Genomic DNA, 16414 nt, shown 5'->3' on the forward strand with positions numbered 1-16414 from the left:
CGGCGACCGGCCGACGTTCGGAGTCCTTCACTCCGTATCAGGGAGTGCCGGTTCTCGTATCAACCTCGTACCGGTACGGCCCGTCTCCCCAGGAGCCGGACCGGGTCCACAGTCAGGTGCGGGACACTGGTCTGCGGCCGCCTCTACGATCCATGCCAGAACGAGTTCGCGGGAGGAGTTCGAAGGGGAGCCTCGGAGGGAACCTCCGGAGGGAACCGGGGCGGGTGCGACACCCGTCGGCGGGGCCCGCGGGGGGAACCAGCCGATTCACCGGCGCGTGGATACGATCAGTAAGCAGTACCAGGTAAGGCAGCACCCGCCAAGCGGGAAGCAGGACGACAGCGACATCGGAGGAGGTGCCCCATGGGAGTCCTGAAGAAGTTCGAGCAGCGTCTCGAAGGTCTGGTCAACGGCACCTTCGCCAAGGTGTTCAAGTCCGAGGTCCAGCCCGTGGAGATCGCCGGCGCGCTCCAGCGCGAGTGCGACAACAACGCGACCATCTGGAACCGCGACCGGACGGTCGTCCCCAACGACTTCATCGTGGAGCTGAGCACGCCGGACTTCGAGCGGCTCAGCCCCTACTCCGGCCAGCTCGGCGACGAGCTCGCCGGCATGGTGCGCGACTACGCCAAGCAGCAGCGCTACACCTTCATGGGCCCCATCAAGGTCCACCTGGAGAAGGCGGACGACCTCGACACCGGTCTGTACCGGGTGCGCAGCCGTACGCTCGCCTCCTCCACCAGCCAGCAGCCGCCCGCCGGCCCCGCTCCGGCGGCCCCGGCCGCGGGCCGCCCCGGCGGTTACGGCTACCCGCCGGCCGCCGCCCCCGCGGGCGCCCCGCCGATGCCCGCCGCACCGCCGCCCGGCGCCCGCGGCAGCGCTCCCTATCTCCAGCGGCCCGCGACCGCCCCGGCGGCCGGCGGCCGTACCCGCTACTGGATCGAGATCAACGGCGCACGCCATCAGATCTCCCGCCCGACGCTGGTGCTGGGCCGCAGCACCGAAGCCGACGTGCGGATCGACGACCCCGGCGTCTCCCGCCGGCACTGTGAGATCCGGACCGGAACGCCCTCGACGATCCAGGATCTCGGGTCCACCAACGGCATCGTGGTGGACGGGCAGCACACCACCCGCGCTACGCTCCGCGACGGCTCGCGGATCGTCGTGGGCAGCACCACCATCATTTACCGGCAAGCCGAAGGGTGAAGCGGGGGCAATGTCAGAGCTGACCCTCACGGTCATGCGGCTGGGTTTCCTGGCCGTACTGTGGCTGTTCGTGATCGTGGCCGTGCAGGTCATCCGCAGCGACCTGTTCGGTACGCGCGTCACCCAGCGCGGGTCCAGGCGAGAGGCCGGGCGGCAGCAGCAAGCCGCCCGCCAGCAGGCGGCTCCTCCGCAGCAGCGCCAGCAGTCCGGCGGCCGCCAGCGCCGCAACGCGCCCACCAAGCTCGTGGTGAGCGAGGGCACCCTCACCGGCACCACGGTCGCCCTGCAGGGCCAGACCATCACCCTGGGCCGGGCGCACGACAGCACGATCGTGCTGGACGACGACTACGCCTCCAGCCGCCATGCCAGGATCTACCCGGACCGCGACGGCAACTGGATCGTCGAGGACCTCGGCTCCACCAACGGCACGTACCTCGACCGGAGCCGGCTGACGACCCCCACGCCGATTCCGCTGGGCGCGCCGATCCGCATCGGCAAGACAGTCATCGAGCTGCGGAAGTAGTACGACAATGAGCGAGCGGAGCGAGCACGCAGTGGCGGCCCCCACCACGGGCCCCGGCGCGCTCCCGACCGGAGGGTGGGCACCGTGCGGATGTACCCGGAGCCGACGGGCGAGGTGCGCATGAGTCTGTCACTGCGCTTCGCCGCCGGATCGCACAAAGGCATGATCCGGGAGGGCAACGAGGACTCCGGATACGCCGGCCCGCGCCTGCTCGCGATCGCCGACGGCATGGGCGGCGCCGCCGCCGGCGAGGTCGCCTCCTCCGAGGCCATCTCCACCATCGTCGCCCTCGACGACGACGTGCCGGGCTCCGACGTCCTGACCTCGCTCGGCGCCGCCGTACAGCGGGCCAACGACCAGCTGCGCGCCATGGTCGAGGAGGACCCGCAGCTGGAGGGCATGGGCACGACGCTCACCGCCCTGCTGTGGACCGGGCAGCGGCTCGGTCTCGTGCACGTCGGCGACTCGCGCGCGTACCTGCTCCGCGACGGTGTCCTGACCCAGATCACACAGGACCACACCTGGGTGCAGCGGCTGGTCGACGAAGGCCGCATCACCGAGGAAGAGGCCACCACCCACCCCCAACGCTCCCTGCTCATGCGGGCGCTGGGCAGCGGCGAACACGTCGAGCCGGACCTGTCGATCCGCGAGGTCCGGGCCGGTGACCGCTACCTGATCTGCTCCGACGGCCTGTCCGGCGTGGTCTCCCACCAGACCCTCGAGGACACCCTCGCCAGCTACCAGGGCCCCCAGGAGACCGTCCAGGAGCTCATCCAGCTGGCGTTGCGCGGCGGCGGCCCCGACAACATCACTGTGATCGTCGCCGACGTCCTGGACCTGGACACCGGGGACACCCTCGCCGGGCAGCTCTCCGACACCCCGGTCGTGGTCGGCGCCGTCGCCGAGAACCAGAACCACCTGCACCACGACCCCGGGATCATGCAGACGCCCGCGGGGCGCGCCTCCGGTCTCGGCCGCCAGGTGCCTGGGCAGGGCGGAGGAGGCGAGTTCGGGCCGCCCGGATCCGGCGACACCACCGGCTACATCCCGGCCGGCGGCTTCGGCGACTACACCGACGACGACTTCGTCAAACCGCGCAAAAGCCGCAAGTGGCTGAAGAGATCCTTCTACTCGGTGCTCGCGCTCGCCGTCATCGGCGGCGGTCTGTACGGCGGTTACCGCTGGACGCAGACCCAGTACTACGTCGGCACCAACGGCGAGCACGTGGCGCTGTACCGGGGCATCAGCCAGGACCTGGCCTGGGTGTCCCTGTCCAAGGTGGAGAAGGACCACCCCGAGATCGAACTCAAGTACCTGCCGCCGTACCAGCAGAAGCAGGTCAAGAACACGATCGCCGAGGGCGGCCTGACGGACGCCCGGAAGAAGGTCGACGAACTCGCCGTACAGGCCTCCGCGTGCAAGAAGCAGTCCGAGCGGCAGGCGGCCGCGAGCAAGAACAACGCCAAGACCGGTCAGGGGCAGGCCGGTGGCACCACGGGAACCACCAGCACCTCGCTCACGTCCAAGGCCACGTCGTCACCGAGTCCGTCCACGAAGCCGAAGTCCTCCCCGACCCCGAACCCGTCCGCGACCACCGCCACTCCCAGCCCCGGCCCCAGCCTCTCGGAGGAAGAGCAGAAGGTCGTCTCGATGTGCGGTAAGCAGTAGGCAAGCCGTGAGAGGCCCCGTCACACGATGAGCAGTACTACCAACACACCGACGCACCATACGTCCACGATCGGCGCGATCGGAGCGCCCAGCAGACGCAACACCGAGCTCGCGCTCCTGGTGTTCGCCGTCGTCATCCCGGTCTTCGCCTACGCCAACGTGGGCCTCGCCATCGACGACAAGGTGCCGGCCGGCCTGCTGAGCTACGGCCTCGGGCTCGGTCTGCTCGCGGGCGTCGGCCACCTCGCGGTACGGAAGTTCGCCCCGTACGCCGACCCGCTGCTGCTGCCGCTGGCCACGCTGCTCAACGGCCTCGGACTCGTCGTCATCTGGCGCCTGGACCAGTCCAAGCTGCTGCAGTCGCTGCCCAACTACGTGCAGGCCGCGCCCCGCCAGCTGTTGTACACCGCGCTCGGCATCGCGTTGTTCGTCGTCGTGCTGATCTTCCTCAAGGACCACCGTGTCCTGCAGCGCTACACCTACATCTCGATGTTCGGCGCGCTCGTCCTGCTCGTCCTGCCGCTGGTCCCCGGCCTCGGCGCCAACATCTTCGGCGCCAAGATCTGGATCAGGGTCCCGGGTCTCGGCACCCTGCAGCCCGGTGAGTTCGCCAAGATCGTGCTCGCCGTCTTCTTCGCCGGCTACCTGATGGTGAAGCGCGACGCCCTCGCGCTCGCCAGCCGCCGCTTCATGGGCCTGTACCTGCCGCGCGGCCGCGACCTCGGACCCATCCTGGTCGTCTGGCTGATGTCGATCCTCATCCTCGTCTTCGAGACCGACCTCGGCACCTCGCTGCTGTTCTTCGGAATGTTCATCATCATGCTGTACGTCGCCACCGAGCGGACCAGCTGGATCGTCTTCGGTCTGCTGATGTCCGCGGTCGGCGCCGTCGGCGTGGCCAGCTTCGAACCGCACGTCCAGCAGCGCGTGCAGGCCTGGCTCAACCCGCTGCACGAGTACAAGCTCAGCCAGCAGGGCGTGGTCGGCCACTCCGAGCAGTCCATGCAGGCGCTGTGGGCCTTCGGCTCCGGCGGCACCCTCGGCACCGGCCTCGGCCAGGGCCACTCGGATCTGATCCGCTTCGCGGCCAACTCCGACTTCATCCTCGCCACCTTCGGCGAGGAGCTGGGCCTGGCCGGCATCATGGCGATCCTGCTGATCTACGGCCTGATCGTGGAGCGCGGTGTGCGCACCGCCCTCGCCGCCCGCGACCCGTTCGGCAAACTGCTCGCCATCGGCCTCTCCGGCGCGTTCGCCCTCCAGGTCTTCGTGGTGGCCGGCGGTGTCATGGGGCTCATCCCGCTGACCGGTATGACCATGCCGTTCCTGGCCTACGGCGGTTCCTCCGTGCTGGCCAACTGGGCGTTGATCGGCATCCTGATCAGAATCAGCGACACGGCCCGCCGTCCGGCGCCCGCCCCCGCCAGCAACCCCGACGCCGAGATGACCCAGGTGGTCCGCCCGTCATGAACAAGCCCCTGCGCCGGATCGCGATCTTCTGCGGCCTTCTGGTCCTCGCGCTGCTCGCCCGGGACAACTGGCTCCAGTACGTCAAGGCCGACAGCCTGAGGGACGACACGTTGAACCGCCGTGTCACCATCGCCCGCTACTCCACCCCGCGCGGCGACATCATCGTCGACGGCGATCCCATCACCGGGTCCACCACGACGAGCAAGAGCGGCCTGAACGACCTGAAGTACAAGCGCACCTACAAGAACGGCCCCATGTGGGCGCCGGTCACCGGGTTCGCCTCGCAGGCCTTCGGCGCCACCCAGTTGGAGAGCATCGAGGACGGCATCCTCACCGGCAACGACGACCGGCTCTTCTTCCGCAACACGCTCGACATGATCACGGGCAAGCAGCGGCAGGGCGGCAACGTCGTCACCACCCTCAACGCCGCCGCCCAGAAGGCCGCGTACGACGGTCTGAAGGCCCAGGGCGGCAAGGGCGCGGTCGCCGCGCTCGACCCGTCCACCGGCAAGATCCTGGCGCTGGCCTCGTACCCCTCGTACGACCCCTCGAGCTTCGCCGGCAACTCCACGTCCACGGACTCCAAGGCCTGGACCGCGCTGCAGAAGAAGAACAACCCGAACGACCCGATGCTGAACCGGGCACTGCGCGAGACCTACCCGCCGGGCTCCACCTTCAAGGTGGTCACCGCCGCGGCCGCGCTGGAGAACGGGCTGTACACCTCCGCCGACCAGAACACCGACTCGCCGCTGCCCTACATCATGAAGGGCACCACGACCGAGCTGAAGAACGAGGGGAACATCCCCTGCAAGAACGCGACCATGCGCACTGCGCTGCGCGTGTCCTGCAACACCGTCTTCGGCAAGATCGGCGCCGACCTCGGCAACGACAAGATGCTCGCCGAGGCGAAGAAGTTCGGCTTCGACGCGGAGCAGTTCACGCCGGTCCGCTCGGCGGCCTCGGTCTTCTCCGACAACATGAACTCCTCGCAGACCGCGCTGTCCTCGATCGGCCAGTTCAACACCGCCGCGACCCCGCTGCAGATGGCCATGGTCGCCTCCGCGGTCGCCAACGACGGCAAGCTGATGAAGCCGTACATGGTCGACAAGCTGCAGTCCTCCAACCTCGACACCATCGCGCAGACCGACCCGCAGGAGCTCAGCCAGCCCCTGTCGTCGAAGAACGCGCAGATCCTGCAGTCGATGATGGAGACGGTCGTCAAGGAGGGCACCGGCACCAGGGCGCAGATCAACGGCGTCACGGTCGGTGGCAAGACCGGTACCGCCCAGCACGGTGTGGAGAACAGCGAGAACCCGTACGCGTGGTTCATCTCCTACGCCAAGCTCCCCGACGGCAGCGCGCCGGTCGCCGTGGCCGTGGTCATCGAGGACGACCAGGCCAACCGTGACGACATCTCCGGCGGCGGCCTCGCGGCGCCGATCGCGAAGAGCGTGATGGAGGCGGTCATCAACTCCAAGAAGTGACCCCGCTCACGCCCTCCTCACATCGGTGCACGTTGCGATACCGGTCCTGTATCGGGTTACGGGCTTGGCCAGGTCACACAAAGCTAGCCGGGTACGGTAGGCCCGGACGGCAGCCTCCGACCGCACACCCGTGTCGGTCGGGACCGACGGAGAGGGCTGGTAGGAAGCTATGGAAGAGCCGCGTCGCCTCGGCGGCCGGTACGAGCTGGGCCAGGTGCTCGGCCGTGGTGGCATGGCGGAGGTCTACCTCGCGCACGACACCCGGCTCGGCCGCACCGTGGCGGTGAAGACGCTGCGCGCGGACCTCGCGCGGGATCCGTCCTTCCAGGCCCGGTTCCGCCGGGAGGCCCAGTCGGCCGCCTCGCTCAACCATCCCGCGATCGTCGCGGTCTACGACACGGGCGAGGACTACATCGACGGGGTCTCGATCCCGTACATCGTCATGGAGTACGTAGACGGCTCCACGCTCCGCGAACTCCTGCACTCCGGCCGCAAGCTCCTGCCCGAGCGGGCCATGGAGATGACCATCGGCATCCTGCAGGGCCTGGAGTACGCCCACCGCAGCGGCATCGTCCACCGGGACATCAAGCCCGCCAACGTGATGCTCACGCGTAACGGCCAGGTCAAGGTCATGGACTTCGGCATCGCCCGCGCCATGGGCGACTCCGGCATGACGATGACGCAGACGGCGGCGGTCATCGGCACCGCGCAGTACCTGTCGCCTGAGCAGGCGAAGGGCGAGCAGGTGGACGCCCGCTCGGACCTCTACTCGACGGGTTGCCTGCTGTACGAGCTGCTGACGGTACGGCCGCCGTTCGTCGGCGACTCCCCGGTCGCCGTCGCCTATCAGCACGTACGAGAAGAGGCACAGCCGCCTTCCGTCTTCGACCCCGAGATCACGCCCGAGATGGACGCCATCGTCCTGAAGGCGCTGGTCAAGGACCCCAACTACCGCTACCAGTCCGCCGACGAGATGCGCATGGACATCGAGGCGTGCCTCGACGGCCAGCCGGTCGCGGCGACGGCGGCGATGGGTTCCGTGGGCTACGGCGGCTACCCCGACGACCAGCCGACGACGGCCCTGCGCTCCGACGCGGGCGCCGGCGCCACATCGATGCTGCCGCCCATGAACCCGGACGACGGCGGCTTCGGCTACGACGACCGGCCCGACCGGCGGCGCCAGAAGAAGAACAACACCTCGACGATCCTGCTGGTCGTCGCGGGCATCCTGGTGCTGGTGGGCGCGATCCTGATCGGCAGGTGGGTGGTCAGCGGACACGGCACCGGCAACGACACGGTGGCCGTGCCGAGCATCGTCGGCCAGCCGAAGGCGGACGCCGAGAAGCAGCTGACCAACAGCGACCTCAAGGTCGGCACGGTCAAGGAACAGCCCTGCGAGAACCAGTCCAAGGGCAACATCTGCTCCACCGACCCGACACCGGGCAGCAAGGTCAAGAAGAACACCGCGGTCAACCTGGTGGTCTCCACCGGGGCGCCCAAGGTCCAGGTCCCGGGCGTCGTCGGCCTGAGCCTCGACGACGCGAAGGCGAAGCTCGAGGGCTCCGACTACCAGTTCAAGGTCGAGACCAGGACGCGTGAGTCGACGGAGCCGGCGAACCAGGTCCTCGACCAGGACCCGATCGGCGGCAAGGAGGTGGAGAAGGGATCGACGATCACCCTCACCATCGCCAAGGCCGCGGAGACGGTCGCGGTGCCCGACGTCACCGGCAAGAGCTGCGACGACGCAAAGGCCGAACTCCAGCAGAACGGCCTGACCGGCAACTGCGTCAACACGCCCACGTCCGACGACAACCAGGACGGCAAGGCCATCTCGACCAACCCGTCGATCGGCACCCAGGTCAAGAAGAACACCGCGGTGCAGATCAACATCGGTCAGAAGCAGAACAACCAGGTCCAGGTGCCGAACGGCATCGTGGGGCAGAGGCTGAAGGACGTCAGGAACGCCCTGCAGCAGGTGGGCCTCCAGGTCGGCAACATCAACGGCTCCCAGGACGACAACGCCATCGTCATCAGCTCGGACCCGGGCCAGGGCAGCACGGTCGACCAGGGATCGTCGGTCAACCTGACGACCTTCGGCGGAAACGGGAACAACAACGGCGGGAACAACGGCGGCACCAACGTCTTCGGCGGCGTAGGCGGCTGACGGTGCCCTCGGACACGTAAGGGCCCCTGCCGGGAGCGATCCCGGCAGGGGCCCTTCGCATGGTTCAGCCCGCTCGCCTCAGCGCAGTTCCTTCGGCGGAGTCCGCTTGTTGTCGACCTTGTCGACGCGGACCAGTTCGCCCCAGACCACGTAGCGGTAGCGCGAGGTGTACACCGGGGTGCATGTCGTCAGGGTGATGTAGTGGCCGGCCTTGGTCCTGCCGGACTCCTTCGGGACCTGGGCCAGGACCTTGACGTTGTACTTCGAGGTTTCGTCGAGGACGTCGTAGACCTTGTAGACGTACCACTTGTCCTTGGTCTCGAAGACGATCGGGTCGCCGATCCTCAGCTTGTCGATGTTGTGGAACTTGGCGCCGTGGCCGTCCCGGTGGGCGGCGAGCGTGAAGTTGCCCTTCTTGCCCGTCATCGGGAGCGTCGCCTTCACCGGGTCGGTGTAGTAGCCGGCGACGCCGTCGTTGAGGACGCTCGTCGAGGTGCCCTTCTCCACCAGCACCTCGCCGTTCTTCATGGCGGGCACGTGCAGGAAGCCGATGCCGTTCTTCGTGTCCAGCGCGCCCGGGCCGCTCGGCTCGTGGGCCCAGGTGTCGCGGACCTTGTCGCCCTGCTTGTCCGCCTCGCGGTCGGCGACGACGTTCGTCCACCAGAGCGAGTAGACGACGAACAGGCCCAGCAACAGGCCCGCGGTGATGAGGAGTTCACCGAAGACGCTGACCGCCGTGGCGATCCGGCCGGGACCCCGGCGGCGGGCCGGGGTCCCGGTGTACGCGTCCGCGTCGCCCGTGTCCTCTTGTCTGTCGTCGGTGGTCGCTGCCACGTTCCTCTGTCCTATTCGACGAGCGCATCCGGCTTGCCCTTGCTGCGCGGCCGTTCCTCGACCATCTTGCCCCAGACGATCAACCGGTACTTGCTGGTGAACTCCGGAGTGCAGGTGGTGAGGGTGATGTAGCGGCCGGGCTGGGTGAAACCGGACCCCTTGGGGATGGGGTCGATCACGCTCGTGTTGCTGGGCGAGGTCACCGGCAGCGTCGAGGTCATCTTGTAGACGTAGTAGTCGTCCTGCGTCTCCACGACGACCTCGTCGCCCGGCTTGAGCTTGTTGATGTACCGGAACGGCTCGCCGTGCGTGTTGCGGTGGCCGGCCAGCGCGAAGTTGCCGGTCTTCGCGGAGGGCATCGCCGTCTTCAGCTTGCCCTCGCCGTAGTGGCCGACCATGCCCTTGTCGAGCACCTTCTTGTTGCTGACGCCCTCGGCGATCGGCACCACCACGTCCAGCTTGGGAATGTGGAGGATCGCGAAGCCCTGCCCCGGCTCGAACTCCCCGGGCGCGCGCTTTCCGCTGGCCCAGTCGTTCTGCAGGGTGCTGGTCTCCTTGTCGGCCTGCGCGTGGGCGCGGACGTTGGTCCACCACAGCTGGTAGGAGACGAACAGCAGCATCAGGACACCGGTGGTGATGAACAGCTCACCGATCGCCCGGCTCGCGATCACGCCGGCGCTGGGCTTGCGCGCGCGGGCCTGACGCCGGGCCTCCATCCGGGACAGCGGTGCCTGCGCCTCGGACGTCCTGGAAGCAGAAGTCTCAGAAGCCTCAGCAGTATCAGGAGCCGCCGGAACTCCCCCGTGACGCCCGTGACGGCGCTTGGCGGCCTTTCTGCGGGCCGCTCGGCCTCCCGGGGTGACTCCGCCCGCAGCAGCGGCCGTTGAGGCGCCAGACGGCCGCACAGCCGATATCGACTCGCCGGGCGGCGGATCCGGGATCCGCAGCGCCACGGTCTCCTCGTCGATCGGCGGCTCATAGGCCTGCCGCCCCACCGTCCAGTCCTCGAACGCGCCGGAGGCCTCGTGCGGCTCCTGCCCGTACGAGGTGCCGGACTCGCGCTCGGGGCGCAGCGCGGTCACGCCGTGGCCCTGCCCACCACCGGGGCCAGCCCCGCCGACCTCGCCACCGCGCCCTGGTCGCCGCACTCCACCAGCCAGTTGGCCAGCATCCGGTGCCCGTGCTCCGTCAGCACGGACTCGGGGTGGAACTGCACGCCCTCCACGGGGAGTTCACGGTGCCTGAGGCCCATGATGATCCCGTCGTGGGTGCGTGCGGTGACCTCCAGCTCGGCCGGGACGGTGGGCGGCATCGCCGCCAGCGAGTGGTAGCGGGTCGCGGTGAACGGCGTCGGCAGGCCGGCGAAGACGCCCTTGCCCTCGTGCTCGACCAGCGAGGTCTTGCCGTGCAGCAGCTCCGGGGCACGGTCCACGACACCCCCGTACGCCACCTGCATGGACTGCATGCCGAGGCAGACGCCGAAAACCGGGACGCCGGTCGTGGCACAGTGGCGCACCATCTCGACGCAGACGCCGGCCTCCTCGGGTGTGCCCGGACCCGGCGAGAGCAGGACGCCGTCGAAGCCGTCCTGGGCGTGCGCGGTCGACACCTCGTCGTTGCGCAGCACCTCGCACTCGGCGCCCAGCTGGTACAGGTACTGGACCAGGTTGAAGACGAAGCTGTCGTAGTTGTCCACGACCAGAATGCGCGCGCTCACTGGTTGTCCACCGTCACATCGTTGAAGGGAAGCAGCGGTTCGGCCCACGGGAAGACGTACTGGAACAGGACGTAGACGACCAGCAGGACCAGCGCGAGCGAGATCAGCGCCTTCACCCACACGTTCCCCGGCAGATGCCGCCAGATCCAGCCGTACATGCCGTCCCTTCCGTTCCACCCACGGCACCAGTCCAACGCCGTACCGTCACCAGACTAACGGCGCAGCGCGGCCGGTTTGCCTGCCTCCACAGGCTGTGTGGAGTCCAGGTGCCCCCACACGATCAGGCGGTGGCTGTGTCCCCACTCCGGATCGCACGTGGTCAGCGTGAGATAACGGCCCGGACGCGTGTACCCCGACTTACGTGGCACAGGGTCGATCACCTCAACGTCGGTGGGAACGGTTTTGTAGGGGCCTTTGTCGATCCGATACGTGAACCAGGTGGTCCCGTCGGTGAGCACCACGGCGTCGCCCGGCCGGAGCTTCGGGAAGTCCACGAAGGGGTCGCCGTACGTGCGACGGTGGCCGGCGACCGCGAAGTTGCCGACCTGACCGAGCTGCGCGGTGTCCGCGTAGTGCCCGAGGCCCTTCTTCAGGGTGTTCACGGCGGTGTTCTCCAGCACGGGCTTGTTCCACGTGAAACCAAGCCGCGGGATGTACATGATCCCGAAGGGCTTGCCCGGGCTGTAGGGCGCCGGTTTCTTCAGGGCGGCCGCGGTGCCGGCCGTCGTCGTGGGGTGCGCGGTCTGCTTCGACCACTGGTTGTGCAGCACATCGATCTGGTGGCTCATCGCGCCGTCCGCCCGGACACCCGTCCAGAACAGGACATAGGCAACAAAGAGGACTATCAACGCGCCGACGGTGATGCACAGTTCGCTGACGGTCCTGACGACAACGCGCACCGGCAGCTCCCGAGCGGCTCAGTTCACTTCACGGGCTGGGCGTAGTGCAGATCCACTGTGCCCGAGTAGCCGGGAAGAGTCACCGTCCCGTCCTGGGTGACTTTCCAGCCGAGGCCGTACACGTTGACGTACACCATGTAGTTCTGGATCGCCTTCGAGGCCGACATCGCCTGGTTCAGCTTGTCGGGGTCCCCGATCGCCGTGATCTTGTACGGCGGTGAGTAGACCCGGCCCTGGAGGATCAGGGTGTTGCCCACGCAGCGCACCGCGCTGGTGGAGATCAGCCGCTGGTCCATGACCTTGATCCCCTTGGCCCCGCCCTGCCACAGGGCGTTCACCACGGCCTGCAGGTCCTGCTGGTGGATGACCAGGTAGTCGGGCTGCGGCTCGGGATAGCCGGGGAGCTTGGCGGTGGCGTTCGGCGGGGCGTCGTTGAGCGTGACGGTGATCGCCCTGCCCTTGAGCTTCTGCGTGCCTGCGCTCTTCTCCAGGCCGGCGAGCTTCTCGTCCTGCGCCTTGGTGCTGCCGTCGTCGCGCTCGGCGAGCGCCTCGACGTCCCCGCGCAGGGAGGCGTTGGACTCGTCCAGTTCCTTGTTCTTGCGGCTGCGCTCCTGGATGAGGTCCGAAAGCTTCAACAAGGACGTGTCCGTGCGGATATTGGTGCCCTTGGCCGTATTGAAACTGGTGAAGAAAATGAGCCCCGCGAGGGCGAAGACGGCCACCGTGAGGATCCGCACGGGCCGGAAACGGGGCCCCCGGCCAGGACTGGATCCGGCCTGGGGGGAGTCGGCAGAATTGCTCAACGTACCCTTATCTCCTTCGGCACCGCGGAAGCACTACGCTAACGGACGCCCGGGGGAGCTCTGAGAGTCCCCTTGTACGCTGCCCCGGAGCCAGCCCCAGTTCCCTGCGCGGCCACGCAGCGCATCGACAGGAGAGACCCTCGTGCCGAAGTCACGTATCCGCAAGAAGGCCGACTACACGCCGCCTCCGGCGAAGCAGGCGACCAACCTCAAGCTGAACAGCCGCGGCTGGGTCGCGCCTGTGATGCTGGCCATGTTCGTCATCGGCCTCGCCTGGATCGTCGTCTTCTATGTGACCGACGGTTCGCTGCCCATCGACGCGCTGGACAACTGGAACATCGTGGTGGGCTTCGGCTTCATCGCCGCGGGATTCGGCGTCTCCACGCAGTGGAAGTAGCGGTCGACGCGGTGGCTACGGCCGGGTGAACCCGGCTCTGCCCACGGCTATCCGCAGAGTTATCCACAGGCCGGAGAAAAAATCCACAGAGGCCCTGGGGATAAAGAACGACGATCTGTGGATAACCCGTCGGGCGTTGACGCCGGTACGACCATCCCATGACTCTTCGCAAGCCTGTTCGCCCCCTGCCTGACCTGCGTAAACACGGTCAGTGACAGGGGGCACAGCTGTTCCCGTCCGTCATGCACAAGATCCGCCACCCGCTGTGGACAACCGGGCACTTCAGGTGAGCTGAGCCGTCCTGATCAGGGTCAGGACCACGACAACCACCAGGACGAGCGCACAGGTGCCGTACTGGACGAGGGCGCGGTGCCTGCGGGAGGCATGGACCATTCCGTAGCCGGTGATCACACCGGCGACCAGTCCCCCGATGTGGGCCTGCCAGGAGATACCGCCCCAGCCGAAGGTGATGACCAGGTTGATCGCCAGCAGGGCGAGGATCGGCCGCATGTCGTAGTTGAGCCGGCGCATCAGCACGGCGGTGGCGCCGAAGAGGCCGAAGATGGCGCCGGAGGCGCCGAGGGTCGCGGTGGTCGGGGAACCCACCAGATAGGCCAGGGCACTGCCCGCGAGACCCGAGGCGAAGTACACCGCGAGATAGCGGGCACGGCCCAGGGCCGCTTCCAGGGGCCCGCCGAGCCACCACAGGCTCAGCATGTTGAAGGCGATGTGCCACAGCTCCTGGTGCGCGAACATCGAGGTCACCAGGCGGTACCACTCACCCGCGGCGACGCCCTGCGTCGCGTGGTACGGCGCCGGGGGCCACTCCCCGATGAGGACCAGGTGGTCCAGCAGCGAGGGCCGTACGTGCACGGCGATGAACACCGCCGCGTTGATCCCGACGAGGATCTTGGTGAGCAGACGCGGGTCGGCCGCGACGCTGCCGCCGGCGATCGTACGAGGACGGGCCGCGGCCGGCGGATGCCCGGTGCCGGAGTCGCCGCGGGCGCATTCGGGGCACTGGAAGCCGACCGAGGCGTTGACCATGCACTCGGGGCAGATCGGCCGCTCGCAGCGGGTGCAGCGGATGCCGGTCTCGCGGTCCGGGTGGCGGTAGCAGCCGGGCACGCTCGTGGCGTCCTGCGAGCTGCCTGCCGCGTGGTCCATGACATCCCCTAGGTCGTCGTACGGGTGCGTTGCGCAAAAGCACCGCCCCGCCCATCTTTACGGATGAGCGGGGCGTTTGGTTCCTGCCGTGCGGCGACTCAGCCCTCGCGCGTCTCGACGACGACCGACTCGATGACGACGTCGTTGACCGGACGGTCGGTGCGCGGGTTGGTCTGGGCGGTGGCGATGGCGTCCACGACCTTCTGGCTGGCCGCGTCGGTGACCTCGCCGAAGATGGTGTGCTTGCGGTTCAGCCACGTCGTGGGGGCGACGGTGATGAAGAACTGCGAGCCGTTGGTGCCCGGCCCCGCGTTGGCCATGGCCAGCAGGTAGGGCTTGTTGAAGGACAGGTCCGGGTGGAACTCGTCCTCGAACTGGTAACCGGGACCGCCGGTGCCGTTGCCCAGCGGGTCACCGCCCTGAATCATGAAACCGCTGATCACCCGGTGGAAGACCGTGCCGTCGTAGAGCCTGTCCGTGGACTTGGCGCCGGTGGCGGGGTTGACCCACTCACGCTCGCCCTGGGCGAGCTCGACGAAGTTCCGGACCGTCTTGGGGGCGTGGTTCGGCAGGAGCCGGACGTCGATGTCGCCGTGGTTGGTCTTCAGGGTGGCGTAAAGCTGCTCAGCCACGATCTGCCTTCCGTTGTCTTTCCGTAACCCCCCGATCCTCGCACGGTACCCGCCCCACGTCGTCCGGCGCCCGCTTCTCGGCGCGGATCCCGGGTAACCGGATGCGGAAAACCGGTCTTGTACCCCCCGGTACCGGAGCGAAGGGCAGCGATCCGTGGCATTGTCGACGACAAGCTCTCGTTGCCCCGTATTCATCCTCAGATGACCCGGATGCCCGCCCTCGCATGCCTGAGGGTTCGTTGACAGGCATGATCCGTAAAAGGGTGGAAAGTCGAAATACCGTACGCCACCGAGGAGGAGGAACCCGTGACCCGCATCGACAGCGTGCGCGCCGCGACCGGTTCGGCGAAGGACAGCGTGCTGCACGCCGCGGAAGTGGTGGCGCCCTACGCCGACACGGCCAAGGACAGGGCCGCGCACTACGCACACGAGGCACGCGTACGGCTTGCGCCGAAGGTGTCCCTGGCCGCCGACCAGGCACGCGTCCAGTACGACGCACTTGTCGCGCCACGCCTGGAACAGGCCCGCACCCATGTGCCGCCGAAGGTCGACCAGGCCGCCCATGAGGCCGCCGTCCGTACTCGCAAGGCGGCCCGGCAGGCCGCCGACTACTCACGGCCGAGGATCGAGCAGGCGGTCGCCGTGGCCGGGCCCGTCGCGGACGAGGCCGCCGCGCGCGGTGCCGCGGCACTGGCCGCGCTGCGCGGCCAGGTCTCGGCGAAGGAGATCCAGAAGCTGGTCCGCAGGCAGGAGCGGCGGGCCCGGGCCGGCCGCGCGGCCAGGACGCTGCTGGTGATCAGCGCGGTCGCGGGCGGTGCCTTCGCCGCCTGGAAGTGGTGGGACAAGCAGGCCAACCCGGACTGGCTGGTCGAGCCGCCCGCCGCCACCGAGGTGCCCGAGACGAGTCGGCTGACGTCCGTTGACGGCAGCGGACAGGCGGTGCTCGACCCCGAGGTCCAGGCGAAGGAGGCCGAGGAGGCCGCCAAGCACGACGAGGGCCACTGACCTCCTAGGCGCCCGACCACGCCCGTGGGGCGGGAGACTTGCCGGTCTCCCGCCCCACGACTGTGTCCGCCTGTCTCCGCCGCGGACGATGACGTTTGCAACGCCCCGTATGTGCGGACCCTGTGCGGACTCTCTTTACGGAGTGCGTCCTTCCGGTCACCGCGATCCCCTTCGCGCCAGCTCAGGGCAAGGGCTCTCTACCCGCGTCCACCGCCCTTTGCGCCGCACGGGGCGCCGCGGTGACCGCCCATGGATCTTGACGGATGCTCACCTTTGCGCAAACTTTTGCAATGTTATCGAGGAGGGAGCGCCCCCGTGATGCACGTCACCGGCCGAGGAGAGCCGGGAATCACCCCCTTGAGCCCTGCTGGGGGACGCGATCGCAGGGCGCCGGCGCGGCTTTGGAACGCGGCCGACATCGAGGAAGGGTGTCCGCAGCGACGGC

Annotated in this window: 16 protein-coding genes; 8 read left to right on the forward strand and 8 right to left on the reverse strand. The window is 68.3% G+C overall.

Annotation, left to right across the window (positions count from 1 at the left end; genetic code table 11):
• Positions 1-363: 363 nt before the first annotated feature.
• From ABZZ74_RS29590 to pknB, 6 genes are all read left to right on the forward strand, one after another.
• Entirely contained in the window at positions 364-1206 is an 843-nt protein-coding gene (locus ABZZ74_RS29590; protein WP_133048392.1) for a DUF3662 and FHA domain-containing protein, read from the forward strand.
• A 10-nt stretch (positions 1207-1216) separates the two neighbouring features.
• Positions 1217-1729: an FHA domain-containing protein gene (locus tag ABZZ74_RS29595; protein ID WP_356770030.1), complete on the forward strand. Its 513-nt coding sequence runs from the start codon at positions 1217-1219 to the stop codon at positions 1727-1729.
• A gap of 90 nt (positions 1730-1819) precedes the next feature.
• Positions 1820-3397, forward strand: a complete 1578-nt coding sequence (locus ABZZ74_RS29600; protein ID WP_356770121.1) for a Stp1/IreP family PP2C-type Ser/Thr phosphatase — start codon at positions 1820-1822, stop codon at positions 3395-3397.
• 27 nt (positions 3398-3424) lie between these two features.
• Positions 3425-4867, forward strand: a complete 1443-nt coding sequence (locus tag ABZZ74_RS29605; RefSeq protein WP_356770032.1) for an FtsW/RodA/SpoVE family cell cycle protein — start codon at positions 3425-3427, stop codon at positions 4865-4867.
• The gene (locus ABZZ74_RS29610; protein WP_356770034.1) at positions 4864-6351 is read left to right on the forward strand and encodes a penicillin-binding protein 2; all 1488 of its coding nucleotides are present in this window, start codon (positions 4864-4866) and stop codon (positions 6349-6351) included. Before ABZZ74_RS29605 ends, ABZZ74_RS29610 begins: the two co-directional genes overlap by 4 nt.
• Positions 6352-6520: 169 nt before the next feature.
• Positions 6521-8515, forward strand: coding sequence for a Stk1 family PASTA domain-containing Ser/Thr kinase (gene pknB, locus ABZZ74_RS29615; RefSeq protein ID WP_356770036.1), 1995 nt, complete (start codon positions 6521-6523; stop codon positions 8513-8515).
• A 78-nt stretch (positions 8516-8593) separates the two neighbouring features.
• Here the strand turns inward: pknB and ABZZ74_RS29620 are convergent, their stop codons facing one another.
• The 6 genes from ABZZ74_RS29620 to ABZZ74_RS29645 are packed head-to-tail and all read right to left on the reverse strand — an operon-like array spanning position 8594 to position 12768.
• Positions 8594-9349: a class E sortase gene (locus tag ABZZ74_RS29620; protein WP_356770038.1), complete on the reverse strand. Its 756-nt coding sequence runs from the start codon at positions 9347-9349 to the stop codon at positions 8594-8596.
• Positions 9350-9360: 11 nt separating this feature from the next.
• A complete protein-coding gene (locus ABZZ74_RS29625; RefSeq protein ID WP_356770040.1) occupies positions 9361-10431 on the reverse strand; it encodes a class E sortase in 1071 nt (356 codons plus the stop codon).
• Positions 10428-11066, reverse strand: a complete 639-nt coding sequence (locus ABZZ74_RS29630; RefSeq protein ID WP_356770042.1) for an aminodeoxychorismate/anthranilate synthase component II — start codon at positions 11064-11066, stop codon at positions 10428-10430. Before ABZZ74_RS29630 ends, ABZZ74_RS29625 begins: the two co-directional genes overlap by 4 nt.
• Positions 11063-11224 carry a hypothetical protein gene (locus tag ABZZ74_RS29635; RefSeq protein ID WP_133048383.1) on the reverse strand — a complete coding sequence of 54 codons (162 nt, stop codon included), beginning with the start codon at positions 11222-11224 and terminating at the stop codon, positions 11063-11065. The genes ABZZ74_RS29630 and ABZZ74_RS29635 overlap by 4 nt, the downstream gene beginning before the upstream one ends.
• A 54-nt stretch (positions 11225-11278) precedes the next feature.
• Positions 11279-11965 carry a class E sortase gene (locus ABZZ74_RS29640; protein ID WP_356770044.1) on the reverse strand — a complete coding sequence of 229 codons (687 nt, stop codon included), beginning with the start codon at positions 11963-11965 and terminating at the stop codon, positions 11279-11281.
• Between the two features lie 23 nt (positions 11966-11988).
• Positions 11989-12768: a DUF881 domain-containing protein gene (locus ABZZ74_RS29645; RefSeq protein ID WP_356770046.1), complete on the reverse strand. Its 780-nt coding sequence runs from the start codon at positions 12766-12768 to the stop codon at positions 11989-11991.
• Positions 12769-12910: 142 nt separating this feature from the next.
• Between ABZZ74_RS29645 and crgA the strand changes: the two genes are divergently transcribed.
• Complete coding sequence (gene crgA, locus ABZZ74_RS29650; protein ID WP_356770048.1) at positions 12911-13165, forward strand: cell division protein CrgA; 255 nt, start codon at positions 12911-12913, stop codon at positions 13163-13165.
• Positions 13166-13447: 282 nt separating this feature from the next.
• On the opposite strand, the gene ABZZ74_RS29655 is transcribed toward crgA, so the two are convergent.
• Together ABZZ74_RS29655 and ABZZ74_RS29660 are read right to left on the reverse strand one after the other, a co-directional pair.
• Positions 13448-14332 carry a rhomboid family intramembrane serine protease gene (locus ABZZ74_RS29655; RefSeq protein ID WP_356770050.1) on the reverse strand — a complete coding sequence of 295 codons (885 nt, stop codon included), beginning with the start codon at positions 14330-14332 and terminating at the stop codon, positions 13448-13450.
• Between the two features lie 98 nt (positions 14333-14430).
• Positions 14431-14964: a peptidylprolyl isomerase gene (locus tag ABZZ74_RS29660; protein ID WP_208781654.1), complete on the reverse strand. Its 534-nt coding sequence runs from the start codon at positions 14962-14964 to the stop codon at positions 14431-14433.
• A gap of 306 nt (positions 14965-15270) precedes the next feature.
• Between ABZZ74_RS29660 and ABZZ74_RS29665 the strand changes: the two genes are divergently transcribed.
• A complete protein-coding gene (locus ABZZ74_RS29665) occupies positions 15271-15969 on the forward strand; it encodes a DUF5324 family protein (protein WP_356770052.1) in 699 nt (232 codons plus the stop codon).
• Positions 15970-16414 lie beyond the last annotated feature (445 nt).

Origin of the sequence: Streptomyces sp. NPDC006476 (assembly GCF_040612015.1) — a bacterium.
Lineage (GTDB): Bacteria > Actinomycetota > Actinomycetes > Streptomycetales > Streptomycetaceae > Streptomyces > Streptomyces griseorubiginosus_B.

Bases quoted from the DNA above. Each gene is read 5' to 3' on its own strand.
- ABZZ74_RS29590 (WP_133048392.1), top strand. From the start codon at position 364: ATGGGAGTCCTGAAGAAGTTCGAGCAGCGTCTCGAAGGTCTGGTCAAC.
- ABZZ74_RS29595 (WP_356770030.1), top strand. From the start codon at position 1,217: ATGTCAGAGCTGACCCTCACGGTCATGCGGCTGGGTTTCCTGGCCGTA.
- ABZZ74_RS29600 (WP_356770121.1), top strand. From the start codon at position 1,820: ATGTACCCGGAGCCGACGGGCGAGGTGCGCATGAGTCTGTCACTGCGC.
- ABZZ74_RS29605 (WP_356770032.1), top strand. From the start codon at position 3,425: ATGAGCAGTACTACCAACACACCGACGCACCATACGTCCACGATCGGC.
- ABZZ74_RS29610 (WP_356770034.1), top strand. From the start codon at position 4,864: ATGAACAAGCCCCTGCGCCGGATCGCGATCTTCTGCGGCCTTCTGGTC.
- pknB (WP_356770036.1), top strand. From the start codon at position 6,521: ATGGAAGAGCCGCGTCGCCTCGGCGGCCGGTACGAGCTGGGCCAGGTG.
- ABZZ74_RS29635 (WP_133048383.1), bottom strand. From the start codon at position 11,224: ATGTACGGCTGGATCTGGCGGCATCTGCCGGGGAACGTGTGGGTGAAG.
- ABZZ74_RS29655 (WP_356770050.1), bottom strand. From the start codon at position 14,332: ATGGACCACGCGGCAGGCAGCTCGCAGGACGCCACGAGCGTGCCCGGC.